An 18,898-nucleotide genomic window follows, 5' to 3' on the forward strand; every position below is an offset into this window, starting at 1 on the left:
GGTCCGGCCCCGGGTGAGGGCCGGAGGGCCCGGGTGAGGGCCGGAGGGCCCGGGTGAGGGCCGGAGGGCCCGGGTGAGGGCCGGAGGGCCCGGGTGAGGGCCGGAGGGCCCGGGTGAGGGCCGGAGGGCCCGGGTGAGGGCCGGAGGGCCCGGGCCGTGGTCAGGGCCTGTGGGTCAGGGCCTGTCGGTTTGGGCGGGTCGGGGGGTGGGTCAGGGGGTGTTGCCCCAGCGGGCCTGTTCCAGGACCCGCACCGCTCGGTCGCGGGAATCCTGATCGTCCAGGCGCAGCATCGCGGTGGCCTCGTCGACCGCGTCGGTCAGCACCCGCAGCTGCGCGTCCCGGTCCCGCACCAGATCCGACTGGGCCGCGAGCTGCCGGGTCTTCACCCACAGCTCGACGAAGACCGACACCTTGGCGCGCAGCACCCACGGGTCGAACGGCTTGGTCAGGTAGTCGACCGCGCCGACCGCGTAACCGCGCAGCGCCAGCTGGGCGTCCCGGTCGGCGGCGGTGAGGAAGATGATCGGCACGTGCCGCGTACGCTCGCGCCGCTTGATGTGGCTGGCCGTCTCGAAGCCGTCCATGTCCGGCATCTGGGCGTCCAGCAGGATCACCGCGAAGTCGTCGACCAGCAGCTGCTTCAGGGCCGCCTCGCCGCTCTCGACGGCGACGGACTGGACCGGCAGGCCCTGGAGAATCGCCTCCAGTGCCATCAGGTTCTCCCGGCGGTCGTCCACCAGCAGCGCCTTTGCCATCTGGGTCACGAACTCTCCTCGGTTCGGCTGCCGCTGATCCAGGACGACATGAGTTCGATCAACTCGTCCAGGTCGACGGGCTTGGTGATGTAGTCACTTCCCCCGGCCGCCAGCGCCGACTCGCGGTCGCCGGGCATGGCCTTGGCGGTCAGGAAGACGATCGGCAGGTCGGCGAACCGGTGGTTGCGCCTGATCTGTCGGGTCGTCTCGTACCCGTCCTGATCGGGCATCATCGCATCCATCAGGACGATGTCCACCTCCGGATGCTCGGCCAGCAGGCGGACGCCGTCCGCCCCGTTGTCCGAGTACAACACGGTCAGGCCGTGCAGTTCCAACGCGCTGGTCAGCGCGAAGACGTTACGGACGTCGTCGTCGACGATCAGCACGGTGGCGCCCTCCAGCCGCCGGGTGGCCGGCGTGGAGGCCGGCTCGGGCAGCTCCGGCGGCGGCATGAGCAGCGAGGACGGCAGTCCGGCCCGCGCCGGTGACGGCGGCAGCGGCGCGACCACCGCGTCCGGGGCGAGCACGTCCGGCACGAAGAGGGTGAACGTCGAGCCCTGGCCGGGCGCCGACGCCACCACGATGCTGCCGCCCAGCAGCCGGGCCAGGTCCCGGCTGATCGACAGCCCCAGCCCCGTACCGCCGTAGCGACGGCTGGTGGTGCCGTCGGCCTGCTGGAACGCCTCGAAGATCAACGAGAGCTTGTCGTCGGAGATGCCGATGCCGGTGTCGACCACGGTGAACGCGATGACCTGCCGCGCGTTGGTCAGGGCCGGCACGTCGAAGACGGCGCTGTCGGGCGCCGGCGCGATCCGCAGCGTCACCGCCCCGTTGTCGGTGAACTTGACCGCGTTGGAGAGCAGGTTGCGCAGGATCTGCTGGAGTCGCTGGGCGTCGGTGACCAGCGCCTCCGGCAGGTCCTTGCTGATCCGTACCTGGAAGTCCAGGCCCTTCTCCTCGGCCTGCGGCGCGAACGCCTGCTCCACGTACCCGCGGATGTCGTCGAACCGGACGGCGGTGGGCTCGACGTCCATCCGCCCCGCCTCGATCTTGGACAGGTCCAGGATGTCGTCGATCAGCGACAGCAGGTCGGAGCCGGCGCCGTGGATCGTCCGGGCGAACTCGATCTGCTTCGGCGTGAGGTTCTGCTCCGAGTTCTCGGCCAGCAGCCGGGCCAGCAGCAGCAGCGAGTTCAGCGGCGTACGCAGCTCGTGGCTCATGTTGGCCAGGAACTCCGACTTGTATGCCGACGCCCTCGTGAGCTGCTGGGCCTTCTCCTCCAGGCCGAGCCGGGCCAGCTCGATCTCCCGGTTCTTCGTCTCGATGTTGCCCTTCTGCTCCGAGAGCAGCTGCGCCTTGTCCTCCAGTTCGGCGTTGGTGCGCTGGAGTTCCGCCGACTGCTCCTGCATCTCGTGGGCGAGCCGCTGCGACTGCGCGAGCAGTTCCTCCGTACGCCGGTTGGCCTGGATGGTGTTGACGGCGACGCCGGTGGTGAGCACGAGCCGCTCCAGGAACGACAGGTGCAGCTCGGAGAAGGCCGCCACGCTGGCGAACTCGATGACCCCGAGCAGCTCGCCCTCGAAGAGCACGGGCAGTACGACCAGGTCGGCCGGCGGGGTCTCGGCGAGCCCGGAACGGAGCATCAGCTTGCCGTCCGGCGCCCCGCCCATCCGGATCGTGCGGCGGGACAGGGCGGCCTGGCCGACCAGCCCCTCACCGGGGCCGAAGGTGACCTCGTGCCCCCGGGCGACGTAGCCGTAGGAGGCGGTCAACCGCAGCCGCATCACGCCCTCGGACGTGTCCGCCAGGAAGAACGCGCCGAGCTGCGCGTCGACCAGCGGGGTCACCTCCATCATGATCATGCGGCAGACCTCGCCCAGGTCGCGCTGCCCCTGGAGCAGGCCGCCGATCCGGGCCAGGTTCGAGTCGAGCCAGCCCTGCTCGGCGTTCTTCTTGGTCGTCTCCCGGAGGGTGACGATCATCTGGTTGATGTTGTCCTTCAGCTCGGCGACCTCGCCCTGCGCCTTGACCGCGATCCGCTGGGTCAGGTCGCCCCGGGTCACCGAGGTGGAGACCTGCGCGATGGCGCGCAGCTGGGTGGTGAGGGTCGAGGCGAGCTGGTTGACGTTCTCGGTGAGGTCCCGCCACGTGCCGGAGACGCCCTTCACCTGGGCCTGGCCGCCGAGCTTGCCCTCCGAGCCCACCTCGCGGGCGACGCGGGTCACCTCGTCGGCGAACGACGACAGCTGGTCCACCATCGTGTTGACCGTCGACTTCAGTTCCAGGATCTCGCCCTGGGCGTCGACCGTGATCTTCTGGGAGAGGTCACCCTTCGCCACGGCCGTGGTGACCGAGGCGATGTTGCGCACCTGCGACGTCAGGTTCGACGCCATCGAGTTGACGTTGTCCGTCAGGTCCCGCCACGTACCCGAGACGCCCTTGACCTGGGCCTGACCGCCCAGCTTGCCCTCCGTACCCACCTCGCGGGCCACCCGGGTCACCTCGTCGGCGAACGACGACAGCTGGTCCACCATCGTGTTCACCGTCGACTTCAACTCCAGGATCTCGCCCCGGGCGTCCACGGTGATCTTCTGCGACAGGTCGCCCTTCGCCACGGCGGTGGAGACCTGGGCGATGTTGCGGACCTGGGCGGTCAGGTTCGACGCCATCGAGTTCACGTTGTCGGTCAGGTCCCGCCAGGTGCCGGCGACACCGCGCACCTGGGCCTGGCCCCCGAGCTTGCCCTCCGTACCCACCTCGCGGGCCACCCGCGTCACCTCGTCGGCGAACGACGACAGCTGGTCCACCATCGTGTTCACCGTCGACTTCAACTCCAGGATCTCGCCCCGGGCGTCCACGGTGATCTTCTGCGACAGGTCACCCTTCGCCACGGCCGTGGTGACCGAGGCGATGTTGCGCACCTGCGACGTCAGGTTCGACGCCATCGAGTTCACGTTGTCGGTCAGGTCCCGCCACGTACCCGAGACGCCCTTGACCTGGGCCTGACCGCCCAGCTTGCCCTCCGTACCCACCTCGCGCGCGACCCGGGTCACCTCGTCGGCGAACGACGACAGCTGGTCCACCATCGTGTTGACGGTGTTCTTCAGCTCCAGGATCTCGCCCTGGGCGTCGACCGTGATCTTCTGCGACAGGTCACCCTTCGCCACGGCGGTGGAGACCTGGGAGATGTTGCGCACCTGGCTGGTCAGGTTGCCGGCGAGCTGGTTGACGTTCTCGGTCAGGTCGCGCCAGGTGCCGGAGACGCCGCGCACCTGGGCCTGGCCGCCGAGCTTCCCCTCGATGCCGACCTCGCGGGCCACCCGGGTCACCTCGTCGGCGAACGACGACAGCTGGTCCACCATCGTGTTGACGGTGTCCTTCAGCTCCAGGATCTCGCCCTGCGCCGCCACGGTGATCTTCTGCGACAGGTCGCCCCGGGCCACCGCCGTGGAGACCTGGGCGATGTTGCGCACCTGGGCGGTCAGGTTGGACGCCATCGAGTTGACGCTGTCGGTCAGGTCCTTCCAGGTGCCGGCCACGTTCGGCACGTCGGCCTGCCCGCCGAGCTTGCCCTCGGTGCCCACCTCCCGGGCCACCCGGGTGACCTGCTCGGCGAAGAGCCGCAAGGTGTCGGTGAGGTAGTTCATCGTGTCGGCCAGCTCGGCGACCTCGCCGCGCGCGCTGACGGTGATCTTCTGCGACAGGTCGCCCTTGGCCACCGCCGTCGCTACCTGGGAGATGGACCGCACCTGGCCGGTCAGGTTCGACGCCATGGTGTTCACCGAGTCGGTGAGGTCCTTCCAGGTGCCGGCGACGCCGCGCACGTCGGCCTGGCCGCCGAGCTTGCCCTCGGTGCCCACCTCCCGGGCGACCCGGGTGACCTCGTTCGAGAAGGACGAGAGCTGGTCGACCATCGTGTTGACCGTGCGGCCGATCCGCAGGTACTCACCGCGCAGCGGCCGGCCGTCGATCTCCAGGGCCATGTGCTGGGAGAGGTCGCCGTCGGCCACCGCGACGATGACCCGGGCGATCTCGGTGGTCGGCCGGCCCAGGTCGTCGATCAACGAGTTGACCGCCCGCTGCCCCTCGGCCCAGGAGCCGTCCAGGCCCTCGTCGTCCAGGCGCTCGGTGAGCCGGCCGTCCCGGCCGACGATCCGGCTGATCCGCCGCAGGTCGAGGTACTGCCGTTCCTGGAGCGACACGACCTCGTTGAAGGCGTCCGCGACCTCGCCGGCCCGGCCCGCCCGGCGGGGCAGCCGGACCTTCAGGTCGCCCCGACGCACCCGCCGCAGCGCCTCGGTCAGCTCGCCGAGGAGCGCCTCGTGGTCGGGCGCGGACGGGTCCACGGTCGCCGACTGTTTCGTGGTCATCATTCCTCGCTCAGCTCGGGGCCACCGGCTCCTGCCGACACCGGCCATCCCATCATTGTGCCCGTGGCCCCGTCCCCACCACGCCCACGCGCCCGACCCACCCCTCCCCCAAGGCCCCGCCCCGCCCCGCCGGGCCGCGGTTCAGGGGTCGATCATGCAGTCGTGGTGCCCGACGAAACGGGTCAGACTTCGCCGACCGCCCACCACAATTGCATGATCGACGAGGCGGAAGGGGCGGGGCGGGGGCGTGCGTACGGGGATCGGCTTGGCACCCGCGTGGGTGGCGGTGGAGGATACGGGGGTGTCAGCGGAGGCGGGGCCCGCGGCGACCGGGGGCCGAGACGAGCACGTCCGGCGCGTCCGGCTCCCCGCGGACCGGCGTACGCCAGCTGCGGCGCGGGCCCTCGTGCGCTCCGTCCTCACCGAGGCCCACCTGGACGAACTGGCCAACGAGGCCATGCTGCTCACCACCGAACTCTCCACGAACGCGGTGGAGCACGCCCGCACCGAGCTGGACGTCGAGGTGGTCGCCGACCCGGTCGGGATCACCGTCACCGTGTCCGACTTCGCTGCCGGCCCGGTGGAGGAGCTGACCGTCGGGGTACGCAACGACGCCACCGACATCGACGAGGTCTCCGAGCGCGGCCGGGGGCTGCTGCTGGTCGACCACTTCGCCAGCCGCTGGGGCACCACCTACCTGCCCACCGGCAAGGGGGTGTGGTTCCGGCTGGACCTGCCCGGCCCGGCCGCGGGCACCCGGCACCCCGGGGTGCCCGCCGCGGCGACCGCCGGGGGCGGCGCACCGGCGACCCCGGAGAGTTCCGCGCCGAGCGCCGGTGCCATGAGCGAGCTGATGCAGACCACCCCCGACCCGTACGCCGAGGATCCGCTGCCCGACTTCGCGACCAGCCTGCTCACCCGGGTGGCGGAGATGGTCGGCGCGGCGGGCGGGGTCGTGCGGCTGGACCGGGGCGACGGGCAGGGCACCCAGGTGCTGGCCCGGTACGGTCGCCAGCCCCGGCCCGGCAACGAGCTGCTCCGGGTGGCGCTGGCCGTGCACCGGCCGTACGCCGGCGAACTGGAGCTGGACGCGGCACCGTCGGCGTACGCCCGACCGCTGGCCGTGCTGATGGCCGAGCGGCTCTCGCTGCACCTGGAGAACGACCGGCTGCGCCGGGCGGACGTCCGCCGGCAGGCCTGGCTGACCTTCCTCGCCGAGGCGAGCGAGCTGCTCGCGCAGTCGCTGGACGTCGAGTTGACCATGGCGCTCGTCCCCCAGCTCGTGGTGCCCCGGCTCGGGCAGTGGTGCGCGGTGCACACGACCGACGAGTGGGGCCGGCTCCGCCTCGCGGCGGCCAGCCACGCCGACGAGTCGGTGCTGCCCCAGCTGCACCAGGTGCTCGCGGAGACCGGCCCGGAGTCGATCCAGGCCCGGCTGCGCGAGGCGTCCCGCAACGGCACCCAGATGCCGCTCGGCGCGCCGATGGAGGGCTTCGCCGTCCCGTTGATCGCGCGGGGGCAGCGGCTGGGCACGCTGGCCGTCGGCCGGCACCAGCGACACCGGCACGACCCGGACGAGGTCGCCGTGCTGGAGGACGTCGCCCGGCGGGCGGCGCTGGCGATCGAGAACGCCCGGATCCACGCCGAGCGCCGGCGCGTCGCGCACACCCTCCAGCAGTCGCTGCTGCCGCCGGTGCTGCCCGTGGTCGAGGGCATCGGCTTCGCCGCCGAGTACGTCCCGACCGGCGGCGACGTCGACGTCGGCGGCGACTTCTACGACGTGGTGCCCCTGCCGGACGGCCGCTGGCTGGTGGTGATCGGCGACGTATCGGGCAAGGGGGTGCAGGCGGCCACGGTCACCGGCCTGGTCCGCGACGTCATCCGGGTGCTGGTGGGCGACGGCAAGCCGCTGCCGGAGGCGCTGGCCCGGGTCAACGAGACGCTGATCGAGCGGGGCGGCGGGCGCTACTGCACGTTGGCCCTGGCGGCGGTCGGCCCCGGCGACGGCGACCAGCTCGACGTCTCCCTGCACCTCGCCGGCCACGACCGGCCGGTGCTGCTGCCCGCCGGCGGCGGGGCGCGCTTCGTCGGCACCGGGGGCACCGCGCTCGGCCTGCTCGACTCGATCGCCTCCCCGACGGCGGAGGTGCCGCTCGACCCGGGCGACTCGCTGGTCTTCTACACCGACGGGGTCACCGAGCGGCGGCGCGGCCGGGAGCTGTTCGGCACCGACCGGCTGCGCGACGCCGCCGCCCCGCTGGCCGGCTACCCGGCCGACGTGATCGCGGCCCGGCTCCGCTCGACGGCGATCGGCTTCTCGATCGAGGCGCCCCGCGACGACATCGCCATCCTGGTGCTCCGCAACGACGCCTGAGCGCCGGTGACAGGGCCGGCACGCGTCGCGGCACCGCGCGGCGTCGACGCCACAGGCCGACACGCGCGGGCCGGCTCCGACAGCTCGCCCCGGTGCCGCGCGATCCGGTCGGACGACCACGCCGGCGGGCACCGCTACGGACGGCCGGTCGAGCGGGCACTTCTTCGGACCGGCCGGCGCCACCGGGCGAGTTCGCTAGGTTGACCGCATGTCGAGCACCGTCCATGGAGCCGCCGAGCGTCCGCCGCTGCTGCGCAGCGTCGTCGCCGCCCAGTCGGCGCTCACCGCCGCCTTCGTCGTCGTCCTCGCGCTCTGGGTCGGCCGGATGGCCGCCGCCGGGGTCGGCCCCGAGGAGATGCGCAGCGGGGCGTACGACCCGAAGGATCTGGTGCCGTTCGGCCTGGGCGGGGCGAACCCCCTCACCTGGCTGTACGGCGCGGTGTCGCTGCTCTACCTCGCCGGCCTGGTCGCCGGGCCGCTGCTGGCGGTCCACGCCGTGGTGCTGCTGGCCCGGGACCGGTCGGCGATGTCCCGCCGCACGTGGCGGATGCTGCTCGCCCTGACCGTGGGCGCGGTGATCGTGGCCGCGAGCCGCTTCACGCCGATCGGCGCCGACCTGCACCGATGGTGGATGGACTGAGCCGTGAGCTGCCCGGGCGGTCAGAGGCCGCCGGGCAGGCGGCCCGGGGCGAGGCGGTGGTGCGGGTCGAGGTGTTCCTTGGCCGCGCGCAGCCGGGCCAGCCCGGCCAGCTCGCCCCACAGGTCGACGGCCCGCCGGACGGCCGGCGGCGCGGAGACCACCACGCACCGGCCCTGCCGGGCGAGGAGCACGCCGCGGACGGCGGCCAGGATCGACGCCACCCGGTCGGGCGACATGGCGCCGGGCAGGGCCGCGTGCACCACGCCGAGGCCGGCGGAGCCGCGCACCGGGACGGGGCCGCCGGCGGCGTCCCGCAGCGCGTAGACGGCGGCGTGCAGGTCGGCGATCGGCACCTCGATCCGCAGCGCCGTGTCGCCGGGGCCGAACGGGTAGCGCCGCCACCACTCGGGCGCGGCGTGGCTGGCGGCCGTGCCCGGGCCGAGGAGCGCGACGAGCCGGTCGGCGCGCTCGGCCACGTCGGCCGGACCGCCCTCCAGCAGCACCACCAGCCGCCCGGCACCGGCCGGGCCGCCGCGGACGCGCCCCGCCATGGACGGGTGCGCGGCCATCGCGGCGGCCCGGCTGCCCTGGCGCGGCCGGGGTCCCGCGCCGGCCGGCAGGTCCAGCTCGACCGCCGCCGGGTCGAAGCGCGCGGCGAGCACGGTGCGGATCAGGTCGTGCACCTCCAGCGGGGTCCACACCGGTCGGCTGACCCAGATCCGGCCGGCCGGGACGGCCTGCACCCGCAGGGTCGCGGAGACCAGCACGCCGAGCGCCCCCTGCGAGCCGCAGAGCAGCCGGGCCAGCTCCAGGCCGGCGGCGCCGCCCCCGGCGTCGACGAGTTCGCCGTCGGCGTCGAGGTAGCGCACCCGGACGAGCTGGTCGCAGGGGCTGCCGTGGCGGTGCCGCAGCGGTCCCGCCTCGCCGGCGGCGAGCACGCCGCCGAGGGTGGCGCCGGGCGAGGGAGCGTCGAGCGCCAGGCGCTGCCCGGTGCGGTCCAGAGTGGACTGCACCGCGCGCAGCGGGGTGCCCGCCCCGACCTCGGTGGTGGGCGCGCCGACCGGCTCGTGCCCGATCCCGGCGAGCCGGCCGGTGTCGAGCATGATGTCGACCCGGTCGGGGGCGGCGCCCCAGTCGATCTTCGTGCCGGCGCCGCGCGGCACCACCGTCAGGTCGTGCCGGGCGGCGAGCCGCAGCACCTCGGCCGCGGCGTGCGCACCGCCCGGGACGGCCACCCAGCGGGCCGGGCGGCCGGCCACCTCGTCGGCGGGGCCGGCGAAGCGGGCGAACGGCGGGCCGCAGATCTCGGTCAACCGCCGGGTGATGTCGAGGGCTCCGGGCCGGTCGGTGGAACTCGCTGCAGCCGCCATGCCGGCCATCGTACACATGTTCGAAAGGTGTGGCGGCGGGTCGCGGTCGAGGCCGCGCGGCGGGCGGCGCGCGGCCGGTAACGTGGCGCCGTGACCACCGAGACCCCCGCGCCCACGGCCAAGCGGGTGCCCAGCGAGCGCACCCACCACGGCGACACCGTCGTCGACGAGTACGCCTGGCTCACCGCCAAGGACGACCCGGAGACGATCGCCTACCTGACCGCCGAGAACGCGTACACCGAGGCCCGGACGGCGCATCTCGAAGGGCTGCGCGCCGACCTGTTCGAGGAGATCCGCCGGCGCACCCAGGAGACCGACCTGTCGGTCCCCGGCCGCAAGGGCGGCTACTGGTACTACACCAGGACGGTCGAGGGCCAGCAGTACGGCGTGCAGTGCCGCCGGGCGGTCCGGGACGGCGAGACCGAGCCGCCGGTCAGCGCGGACGGCGCGCCGCTCGACGGCGAGGAGGTGCTGCTCGACGGCAACCTGCTCGCCGAGGGGCACGACTTCTTCGCGCTCGGCGCGTTCGACGTCAGCCCGGACGGGCGTTGGCTGGCCTACTCCACGGACTTTTCGGGCGACGAGCGGTTCACGCTGCGGGTCAAGGACCTCTCCACCGGCGAGCTGCTGCCCGACGAGGTGCCCGACACGTTCTACGGCACCGCCTGGTCCGCCGACGCCTCCGTGCTGTTCTACGTGACGGTGGACGAGACGTGGCGCCCGAACCGGGTCTGGCGGCACGCCCTGGGCACGGCGTCCACCGAGGACGTGGTGGTCTACCAGGAGGACGACGAGCGGTTCTGGGTCGGCGTGGAGCTGACCCGTTCGGAGCGGTTCATCCTCATCGACGTGCACAGCAAGATCACCAGCGAGGTGCTGGTGATCCCGGCCGGCAACCCGACCGGCGCGCCGGCGTCCGTGGCGCCCCGGCGGCAGGGCGTGGAATACACGGTCGAGCACCACGGGCACCGCTTCCTGATCCTGCACAACGACGGCGCGGAGGACTTCGCGCTGGCGTACACCTCGGCGGACGCGCCCGGCGACTGGGTGCCGCTCATCGAGCACTCGCCCGGCACCCGGCTGGAGGCGGTGGACGCCTTCGCCGACCACCTGGTCGTCTCGCTGCGCACCAACGGGCTGACCGGGCTGCGGGTGCTGCCCGTCGGCGGCGGCGACGCGTACGACATCGACTTCCCGGAGCCGCTCTACAGCGTCGGCCTCCAGGGCAACCCGGAGTACCGCACCGGGCAGATCCGGCTGGGCTACACCTCGCTGGTCACGCCCGACTCGGTCTACGACTACGACCTGGTCACCCGGCAGATGGTGCTGCGCCGGCAGAAGCCGGTGAAGCCCGGGCCGGACGGGCGGGCGTACGACCCGGCCGACTACGAGCAGCACCGCGACTGGGCGCTGGCCGACGACGGGACCCGGGTGCCGATCTCGCTGGTCTGCCGGGCCGGCACGCCGAAGGACGGCTCCGCCCCCTGCGTGATCTACGGCTACGGCTCGTACGAGGCGAGCATGGACCCGTGGTTCTCCGTCGCCCGGCTCTCCCTGCTGGACCGGGGCGTCATCTACGCCGTGGCGCACATCCGCGGCGGCGGCGAGCTGGGCCGCCGCTGGTACGACCAGGGCAAGCTGCTGGCCAAGAAGAACACGTTCACCGACTTCGTCGCCTGCGCCCGGCACCTCGTCAAGGCGGGCTGGACGACCAGCGACCGGCTCGTGGCCCGGGGCGCCTCGGCCGGCGGGCTGCTGATGGGCGCGGTCGCCAACATCGCCCCGGACGCGTTCGCCGGGATCGTCGCGCAGGTGCCCTTCGTGGACGCGCTCACCTCGATCCTCGACCCGTCGCTGCCGCTCACCGTCACCGAGTGGGAGGAGTGGGGCAACCCGCTCGCCGACCCGGAGGTCTACGCGTACATGAAGTCCTACACGCCGTACGAGAACGTGCGGGCGGTGGACTATCCGGCGATCCTCGCGGTGACCAGCCTCAACGACACCCGGGTGCTCTACCACGAGCCGGCGAAGTGGATCGCCCGGCTGCGGGAGGTCGCGCCGCAGGGCGACTACCTGCTGAAGACCGAGATGGGCGCCGGCCACGGCGGCCCCAGCGGCCGTTACGACTCCTGGCGCGAGGAGGCGTTCGTCAACGCCTGGATCCTCGACCGCCTCGGCCGCGCCTGAACGGGGTCGGGAAGGGCCCTCGCCGACGAGGGCCCTTCCCGGCGCCCGCTCACCCCAGCACGCCCGCCAGCACCGCCGGGTCGACGTTGCCGCCGGTGACGACGGCGACCGTACGACCGGGCGGCAGCTCGGCGGCGCGGAACAGCCGGGCGGCCACGGCCACGGCGCCGCTCGGCTCCACGACCAGGCGGGCGTCGCGCACCAGCCGGCCCATCGCGGCGCGGATCTCCTCCTCGGTCACCGTGACGATGCGGTCGAGCCGGGCCCGCAGGTGGGCGAGGGTCAGCTCGGACGGCGGCAGGCGCAGCCCGTCGGCCATCGTCCGATAGGTGCGCTCCTCGCCCCAGACCACCACCGACCCGGCCGCCAGCGACTCCCGGGCGTCGGCGGCGAGTTCCGGCTCGACGCCGATCACCGTCGCCGCCGGCCGCAGCGCCGTCACCGCGGTGGCGACGCCGGAGGAGAGCCCGCCGCCGCCCACGGGCACCAGCACCACGTCGACGTCGGGCAGATCCTCGACGATCTCCAGCCCGACCGTGCCCTGCCCGGCGACGATCCGCCGGTCGTCGAACGGCGGCACCAGCACCGCGCCCGTGGTCGCCGCGATGCGCTCCGCCTCCGGGCCGCGCTGCGGGGGCGGCACCAGCAGCACCTCGACGCCCAGCGCCCGGATCCGGTCCACCTTCGCCGCCGGGGCACCCTCGGGCACCACGATCCGGCACGGCACGCCGGCCGCGCGGGCCGCGTACGCCAGCGCCAGGCCGTGGTTGCCCGACGAGTGGGTGACCACGCCGCGCGACCGCTCGTCGGGCGTCAGCCGGGCGACCGCGTGGGTCGCGCCGCGCAGCTTGAAGGACCCCACCGGTTGCAGGCTCTCCGGTTTGAGCCACAGCTCCGCGTCCCAGCCGGTCCGCAGCAGCGGGGTACGCAGCACGGTGCCCGCGATGTCGGCGGCGGCGTTGTGGACGTCGGTGATCGAGACCAGCTCCATCGCCCCATCCTGCCCGAGCCGGGGGACGCCGACAGTCCCGTGTCGTTCCGGTCGGGACGTCGGGGACGGCGCGGACGGGCCCCTAGACTGCCGGAGTGACCGGGGGCGACGGGGTGGACGACGACGAGCCGGCCGGCGGCGTACCGGCGGCGGGGTGGCGGGCGGCGGCGCGCGACCGGCGCGTCTGGGCGATCCTCGCGGTGGTCGCGTTCCTGCTGGTGTGCTGCTGTTCCGCCGCCGCCGGGACGCTGCTCGCGCTCGCCACCGGCCTGTTCACCGCCTGACCCGGCACCGGGGGCGTGTCGCGGCTCAGGTCGCGCGCAGCTCCTCCACGGCCGTGCCCGCGCGCAGGAAGAGCAGGCCCACGCCGACCGTCACCAGCACCCCGGCCAGGGCGCCGGCCCCGAGCAGGGCCAGCTGTTCCAGCGGTACGTCGGGCGGCACGGTCACCTCCGGCATCTCCACGACCCGGGTGTGGCGCGCCCGGGTGGCGGGGTCGGCGCAGAGCTGCGCGGTGGCGTCGCAGACCTCGTCGTAGTGAATTGCGGTCGGCGCGCGGAAGAGCCCCCGGGCCAGCAGCAGGCCCACGGCGAGCGCGACGGCCACCGCCGGCACGGCCGGGGCCAGCGACTGCCAGGCGATGGACCGGCCGAGCGTGGACCGGGGCACCCCGGTCGCCACCAGGGCCGCGTACGCGCGCCGCCGGGCGGTGATCCCCTCCACCACCGCGACGACCAGCCCACCGGCGGCGACCAGCATGGCCACCGCCACCGCCAGGTCCACCAGATCCATGGTCCGCAGGTAGAAGTCGCCGCCCGCCATCCCGGACCCGGTTCGCCGGCTGAGCTCGGCCGACGCCACGAAGTACTCCCGCAGCCCGGCCGCGCCCGCGCCGAGGAGCACCGCCGCCAGCAGGGCGGCGAAGGTGCGGCTGCCCGCCCACGGGTCGGCCATCAGCCGGCGGGCGGCGAGCAGCGCGGCCGGCCCCCGGGCGTAGCGGTGCAGCGCCCGCCCGGCCATCCAGGAGATCCAGCCGGTGCCGACGACCACCCCGATCATCGCGGCCAGCCCGCCGCCGACGAGCAGCGCCGGCACCAGCCACGACGGTCCGTCGGCGCCACGCCGGACGTACCAGCGGGTGACCGGTCCGACGGCGAGGAAGGCGGCCAGCCCCGCGCCGATGAGGACGCCCGCCCAGGGCCGAGGGCCGCGTTCCCGGCGCTGCGTACGCAGCACGCCGAACGGGGTCGTGCTCACCCGGCGCAGCATCAGCGCGGTGGCCAGCGCCGCCACGACCGGCAGCCCCGCCAGCACCGCCGCCAACACGCCCGCCGGGGGCAGCACGTCGGTGGGGAGGACGAGCCGCCCCCGGGCGTCGGGCCGGTCGAACAGCTCGCGGCCGGCGAAGTGGACCGACGCGCCGGCCAGCGTGCCGAGCAGGCTCGCCAGGCCGGTCTCCAGCACGGCGATCCGGGTCACCTGGCCCGGGGTGGCGCCGGCCAACCGGAACGCGGCCAGCCGGCGGTCCCGCGCCGGGGCGCCGAGCCGGGCGCACTGCCCGGCCAACGCCAGCACGGGAATCATGAGCAGCAGCAGGGCGAAGGCCGTGCCGCCGCGCAGCCCCGGCTCGACGAGCAGCTGGTTGGCGTACTGCTGGGACCAGCGGCTGCCGTTGCCGTCGGTGGCGGGCGGGGTGGGGATGGCCAGCACGGTGAGCGCGGCGAGGGCGGCGAGGGTCGCCAGGGCGGCGCTGAGCGCGGTCAGCGCCACCCGGACGGTGTCGGTGCGGGTGCCGGCCAGGGCGAGGCGTACCAGCGTCGACGGTCTCACCGGCGGCTGCCCGGCAGCGGGGTGTCGAGGCCGAGCCCGGTGTGGTCGACCATGCCGTCGCGGAGGATGACCTCGCGGTCGGCGTACGCGGCGATCTGCGGCTCGTGGGTGACCAGGACGACCGTGGTCCGCTGGTCGCGGGCGAGCCGGACCAGCTGGACGAGCACCTGCTCGCCGGTGAGCGTGTCCAGCGCGCCGGTCGGCTCGTCGGCGAAGAGCACCCGGGGCTCGGTGACCAGGGCCCGCGCCGTCGCGCAGCGCTGCTGCTGGCCGCCGGACATCTCGCCCGGCCGGACGTCGGCCAGGTCGGCCACGCCGAGCCGGTCCATCCAGGACAGTGCCGCCGTCCGCGCCTCCCGCCGCCGGGTGCCGGCGAGGAGCAGCGGAAGGGCGACGTTCTCGGCGGCGGTCAGCTCGGCAACGAGCTGGCCGAACTGGAAGAGCACCCCGAACTCGGTGCGCCGCAGCCTGGACCGTGCCGCCTCGGACCAGGTGTCGATCCGCTGCCCGTTCCAGCTCACCTCACCGGCGTCCGGGCGCAGGATGCCGGCGAGGCAGTGCAGCAGGGTGGACTTGCCGCAGCCGCTCGGGCCGGTGACGGCGACGATCTCCCCCTCGGCGACGTCGAGCGTGACGCCGCGCAGCGCGGGTGTCCGCCCGTAGGCCTTGACCACGCCGCGAGCCTGAAGTTGCGTCACGAGTGCACCTCCCGGTGCCAGTCGGCGACCCGGCCCAGGGTGGTCTGCAACCACCGCAGGTCGGCGTCGAGATGGGCGATGGCGAAGTCGGCCGCGACGATGTCGTCGAGGCTGGCCGAGGGCGCCGTCTTCACCGCGGTCAGCTCGCGCAGCCGCTCGGTGTGGGCCTGCCGCTGGGCGACGAGGTAGGCCCGGGCCCGGTCCGCGTCGGCCACCAGCAGCGCCACGACCACCTTGGCGAAGAGCGTGCTGGCGACGTAGGGCATCGGCGGCTCGACCTCGGCGAGCCACCGCTGGAGCGCGGCCCGGCCGTCGGCGGTCAGCGAGTACGCGGTGCGGTCGGGACCGCCCTCACGTTCCTGCCCGGCGGGTGCCACCAGGCCGTCCCGCTGCAACCGGCCGAGGGTCGAGTAGACCTGCCCGAAGGCCAGTGGCCGGGCGCGGGGCAGGCGCTCGTCGTGGGCGCGCTTCAGCTCGTAGCCGTGCCGGTTGCCGGCGGCGAGGAGGCCGAGCAGCAGGTGCGGGGTGGACACCCGGGTCACTATTCACCGAGCGAATAGTGACTGTCAAGGAGGCCCGCGCGGCGGGATGCCGCGCGGGCCTGTGAGAGGGAGGGCTGTCCGATCAGGCGCCGGCCGACCAGGCGGGGTGCCGCCCGGTCAGGGCGAGGAGACTATCGATCTCCGAGGCGTCCGACGAGGACGTGCCCACCGGCTCCGCGAAGAGGCCACGCTCGCGGGCCGTCGGGCCCTGCTGCTCCATGAACGCGTAGATCGGGGGCAGCGCCTCCGGCGCCGGCTGGAACGGCTGACCGGTGGCGATGGCCAGGTCCCACCCGTGCACCGTGAGTTCGAGCAGCGCGATGTTGCCGACCGTCTCCTGCGGCATGCCCATCCCGGGCGAGTCGCCTTCCAGGGCGGCCGGATCCGACCACGCCTCGATCAGTTTCGCGATCTCGCCCTCGAAGCGGTCGCGCCAGCCCTCGGTCAGGTGGTCGGGCTCCTCCACCCACTCCGGCTGCTGCTTCGCCGCCAGCACCCGGAGGTTGACCACCGCCTGGTAGAAGTGGTTGAGCAGGTCGCGTACCGCGTAGTCGCTACAGGGGGTCGGCAGGTCCAAATGGTCGTCGGAGATTCCCCGGATCACCGCGACGGTACGGGGCGCCGCGGCTGCCAACAGATCGCTAGTCTTTGTGGACATAGGGTCAGCGTATGAGGATCGTCTTGAAGAAATGCGACACCAGCCGCGCCGCGACAGCCGGGGAATTCTGGACCCCCACCGGTTGCTGCGGCGGGTCCGGCTCCGCCGCTGCCTGCCGGCCGCCGCGCTACTGCCCTATGTGGAGCACTACTGGCTCGTCGACTGGCGGCTGACCGAGCCGTTCGTGCAGCGGGTCGTGCCCCATCCCGCGGTGAACGTGGTCTTCGCCCGTCACGACGACGCCCCCGAGACCGCCCAGATCGCCGGCGTCGGGCTGCGACTGCTCTCGATCACGCTGGCCGGCAGCGGCCAGGTCTGCGGCGTCCAGTTCCGCCCGGGCGGCTTCCGGCCCTACTGGCGGCGGTCGGTCGCCGAGCTGACCGGGCGGCGCCAGCCCCTCACCACCGGCCCCGGCGCCGCCGACCCGACCGGTGCCGGCGCGCCCCCGCGGGCCGCCGTGGGCGGCGCGGTCTGCGAGGGTACGGACGACGAGCGCTGCGCCGCGCTGGACGCCGTCCTGACCGCCTGGGCGCCCGAGCCGGACCCGGTCGCCGACGAGGTCATCGCGCTGGTCGAGAAGATCCGCGCCGACCGGAACATCCTGCGGGTGAGCGACTTCGCCCGGCGGCACGACAGCTCCGTCCGCCGGTTGCAGCGGCTCTTCCTGGAGTACGTCGGCGTCGGCCCCAAGTGGGTCATCCGGCGCTACCGGCTCCAGGAGGCGATCGAGCAGGCCGCCGGCGGGCCGCAGGACTGGGCGGCGCTCGCCTCCGACCTGGGCTACAGCGACCAGGCCCACCTGGTTCGGGAGTTCACCGCCGTCACCGGCGTCTCCCCGGCCGCGTACGCCCGGTCGCTCGGCTGACCGGCGCACCCGCGCTTCGGGCGCGGCGACGCAGGCGTGCCCCGGGGGCCACCGGGTCCCGCTGGGACGCCCGACGGTCAGCGGCGGCGGAGGGCCACCACGGCGACGTCGTCGTGGATCTCCGGCGGGGCCAGCTCGACCAGGAGCCGTTCGCAGAACTGGTCCAGGTCGTCCTCGACCCGGCCGGCGGCTACGGCCAGGGCGGCCAGCCCGTCGTCGATCGTGGTGTCCCGCCGCTCGATCAGCCCGTCGGTGTAGAACACCAGCGTCGCCCCGGCCGGCAGCACGAACTCCAGGTCGGGTGGCCGTGGCGCGCGGACCCCGAGCAGCGGGGCCGAGTGCTGCACGAACTCCACCTTGCCGTCCAGACTGAGCAGCGGCGGCAGGTGACCGGCGCTGGCCAGCCGCACCCGGCCGCTGGGCGGGTGCAGCAGCAGCACGCAGATCGTGGCCAGCTCGTTGGGGAGCAGGGTGCGCATGAGCTCGTTGACCCGGTCGAGGATCTCGCCCGGCTGGTGCCCCTCCACCGCGTACGCCCGCACCGCGTGCCGCAGCTCGGCCATCACCGTCGCGGCGTGCAGCGAGTGACCGGCCACGTCGCCGATCGCCAGCAGCAGGTGACCGTCAAGCATCACCAGCTCGTAGAAGTCGCCCCCCACCTCGGTCTGCGCGCTCGCCGGCTCGTAGCGGACGGCCATGTCGAGCCCGTTGACCTGCGGTATCCGGCGCGGCAGCAGGCTGCGCTGGAGCGTGACCGCGATACGGTGCTCCTCGTCGAAGGAGCGCTGCGCCTCCACAGCCGCCGCCACCGCCTGAGCGAGCTGCCGCAGCACCGGAGTGCGGGCGGTCTGCGTGGCGGTGGGCACCACGACGTAGAGCGGCGCGCGGTCCTCGCGCAGCCGGGCGGCGGCCACCGTGACCGTGTCGTCCGACGGCCACTCGACCAGGCCCCAGGCGGCCGGCTCGTCCACCCGGACCGTCGTCCCGGTGGGCACCCCGGCGTCGTCGACGATCCACGGGACGATCGTGGCCGGGCCGCCGGGGCCGTCCGCGATCCCGGCGAGGCAGTCGCCCTCGAACGTCTCGGCGATCACGGCGGCCGGGCTCTTGAAGATCTGGGCGGCGCCGGCCGCCGCCGCCTCCAGCAGCCGTGCGAAGTTCGGGGCGGAGTGCACCGCCACGGTGGTGTCGGCCAGCCCGAGCAGCCGTTCGGCGAGCAGCTCGGCGCGCTGCCGGGCCCGGTAGTAGCGCAGCACCGCGTGGGAGGTCGCGACCAGCTCCTCCGGCTCGATGGGCTCGGCCAGGTACGCGTCCGCGCCCCGGGTCAGCCCCTGCGCCCGGTCCGCCACGTCCACCGCGTGCGCGGACACGTGGATCACCGGCATCGCCGGGTGCGCCGCCTTGATCCGCTCGCAGACCTCGAACCCGTTGATGTCGGGCAACCGCACGTCGAGCACCACGAGGTCGATCGGGTCCACCCCGACCCGGGCCAGCGCCTCGGCGCCGTTCTCGGCCTCCAGCACGGTGAAGCCCGCCCGGGAGAGCCAGCTGACCAGGAGGTAGCGCTTGGTGGGGCTGTCGTCGACCACCAGCACCGTCGCCGGGCCACCCTCCACC

General features: G+C 74.1%; 14 protein-coding genes. 5 read left to right on the forward strand and 9 right to left on the reverse strand.

Annotated elements, in window-relative coordinates:
• Positions 1-210 precede the first annotated feature (210 nt).
• On the reverse strand, positions 211-765 hold the full coding sequence (locus DER29_RS10235; protein ID WP_121397136.1) for a two-component system response regulator: 555 nt from the start codon (positions 763-765) through the stop codon (positions 211-213).
• Positions 762-5,129 carry a HAMP domain-containing protein gene (locus DER29_RS10240; RefSeq protein ID WP_121397137.1) on the reverse strand — a complete coding sequence of 1,456 codons (4,368 nt, stop codon included), beginning with the start codon at positions 5,127-5,129 and terminating at the stop codon, positions 762-764. Before DER29_RS10240 ends, DER29_RS10235 begins: the two co-directional genes overlap by 4 nt.
• Before the next feature lie 298 nt (positions 5,130-5,427).
• On the opposite strand from DER29_RS10240, the gene DER29_RS10245 reads away from it, so the two are divergent.
• Together DER29_RS10245 and DER29_RS10250 are read left to right on the forward strand one after the other, a co-directional pair.
• The gene (locus DER29_RS10245; protein WP_121397138.1) at positions 5,428-7,500 is read left to right on the forward strand and encodes a SpoIIE family protein phosphatase; all 2,073 of its coding nucleotides are present in this window, start codon (positions 5,428-5,430) and stop codon (positions 7,498-7,500) included.
• A gap of 208 nt (positions 7,501-7,708) precedes the next feature.
• Complete coding sequence (locus DER29_RS10250) at positions 7,709-8,140, forward strand: hypothetical protein (protein WP_121397139.1); 432 nt, start codon at positions 7,709-7,711, stop codon at positions 8,138-8,140.
• A 20-nt stretch (positions 8,141-8,160) separates the two neighbouring features.
• Here DER29_RS10250 and DER29_RS10255 read toward each other — a convergent pair whose 3' ends face one another.
• Entirely contained in the window at positions 8,161-9,510 is a 1,350-nt protein-coding gene (locus DER29_RS10255) for an FAD-binding oxidoreductase (RefSeq protein WP_121399127.1), read from the reverse strand.
• Between the two features lie 90 nt (positions 9,511-9,600).
• On the opposite strand from DER29_RS10255, the gene DER29_RS10260 reads away from it, so the two are divergent.
• Positions 9,601-11,697 (forward strand): S9 family peptidase, encoded by a 2,097-nt coding sequence (locus DER29_RS10260; protein WP_121397140.1) that lies wholly within the window; start codon positions 9,601-9,603, stop codon positions 11,695-11,697.
• Positions 11,698-11,746: 49 nt separating this feature from the next.
• Here the strand turns inward: DER29_RS10260 and DER29_RS10265 are convergent, their stop codons facing one another.
• Positions 11,747-12,688, reverse strand: coding sequence for a threonine/serine dehydratase (locus DER29_RS10265; protein WP_121397141.1), 942 nt, complete (start codon positions 12,686-12,688; stop codon positions 11,747-11,749).
• Between the two features lie 95 nt (positions 12,689-12,783).
• Here DER29_RS10265 and DER29_RS10270 point away from each other — a divergent pair, with 95 nt between their 5' ends.
• Positions 12,784-12,972 carry a hypothetical protein gene (locus DER29_RS10270; protein ID WP_121397142.1) on the forward strand — a complete coding sequence of 63 codons (189 nt, stop codon included), beginning with the start codon at positions 12,784-12,786 and terminating at the stop codon, positions 12,970-12,972.
• 25 nt (positions 12,973-12,997) lie between these two features.
• On the opposite strand, the gene DER29_RS10275 is transcribed toward DER29_RS10270, so the two are convergent.
• The 4 genes from DER29_RS10275 to DER29_RS10290 all read right to left on the reverse strand — a co-directional run bounded on the left by DER29_RS10275 (position 12,998) and on the right by DER29_RS10290 (position 16,416).
• On the reverse strand, positions 12,998-14,518 hold the full coding sequence (locus tag DER29_RS10275; protein WP_121397143.1) for an FtsX-like permease family protein: 1,521 nt from the start codon (positions 14,516-14,518) through the stop codon (positions 12,998-13,000).
• Positions 14,515-15,216: an ABC transporter ATP-binding protein gene (locus tag DER29_RS10280; protein WP_121397144.1), complete on the reverse strand. Its 702-nt coding sequence runs from the start codon at positions 15,214-15,216 to the stop codon at positions 14,515-14,517. The genes DER29_RS10275 and DER29_RS10280 overlap by 4 nt, the downstream gene beginning before the upstream one ends.
• Entirely contained in the window at positions 15,213-15,749 is a 537-nt protein-coding gene (locus DER29_RS10285; protein WP_121399128.1) for a PadR family transcriptional regulator, read from the reverse strand. The genes DER29_RS10280 and DER29_RS10285 overlap by 4 nt, the downstream gene beginning before the upstream one ends.
• 91 nt (positions 15,750-15,840) lie before the next feature.
• Entirely contained in the window at positions 15,841-16,416 is a 576-nt protein-coding gene (locus DER29_RS10290; RefSeq protein ID WP_121397145.1) for a TIGR03086 family metal-binding protein, read from the reverse strand.
• A gap of 31 nt (positions 16,417-16,447) precedes the next feature.
• Between DER29_RS10290 and DER29_RS10295 the strand changes: the two genes are divergently transcribed.
• Positions 16,448-17,281 carry an AraC family transcriptional regulator gene (locus DER29_RS10295; RefSeq protein ID WP_121397146.1) on the forward strand — a complete coding sequence of 278 codons (834 nt, stop codon included), beginning with the start codon at positions 16,448-16,450 and terminating at the stop codon, positions 17,279-17,281.
• Positions 17,282-17,358: 77 nt separating this feature from the next.
• Here the strand turns inward: DER29_RS10295 and DER29_RS10300 are convergent, their stop codons facing one another.
• Positions 17,359-18,897 carry a SpoIIE family protein phosphatase gene (locus DER29_RS10300; protein WP_121397147.1) on the reverse strand — a complete coding sequence of 513 codons (1,539 nt, stop codon included), beginning with the start codon at positions 18,895-18,897 and terminating at the stop codon, positions 17,359-17,361.
• Between the last annotated feature and the right edge of the window lies 1 nt (position 18,898).

Source organism: Micromonospora sp. M71_S20 (genome assembly GCF_003664255.1).
Classification (GTDB): domain Bacteria; phylum Actinomycetota; class Actinomycetes; order Mycobacteriales; family Micromonosporaceae; genus Micromonospora.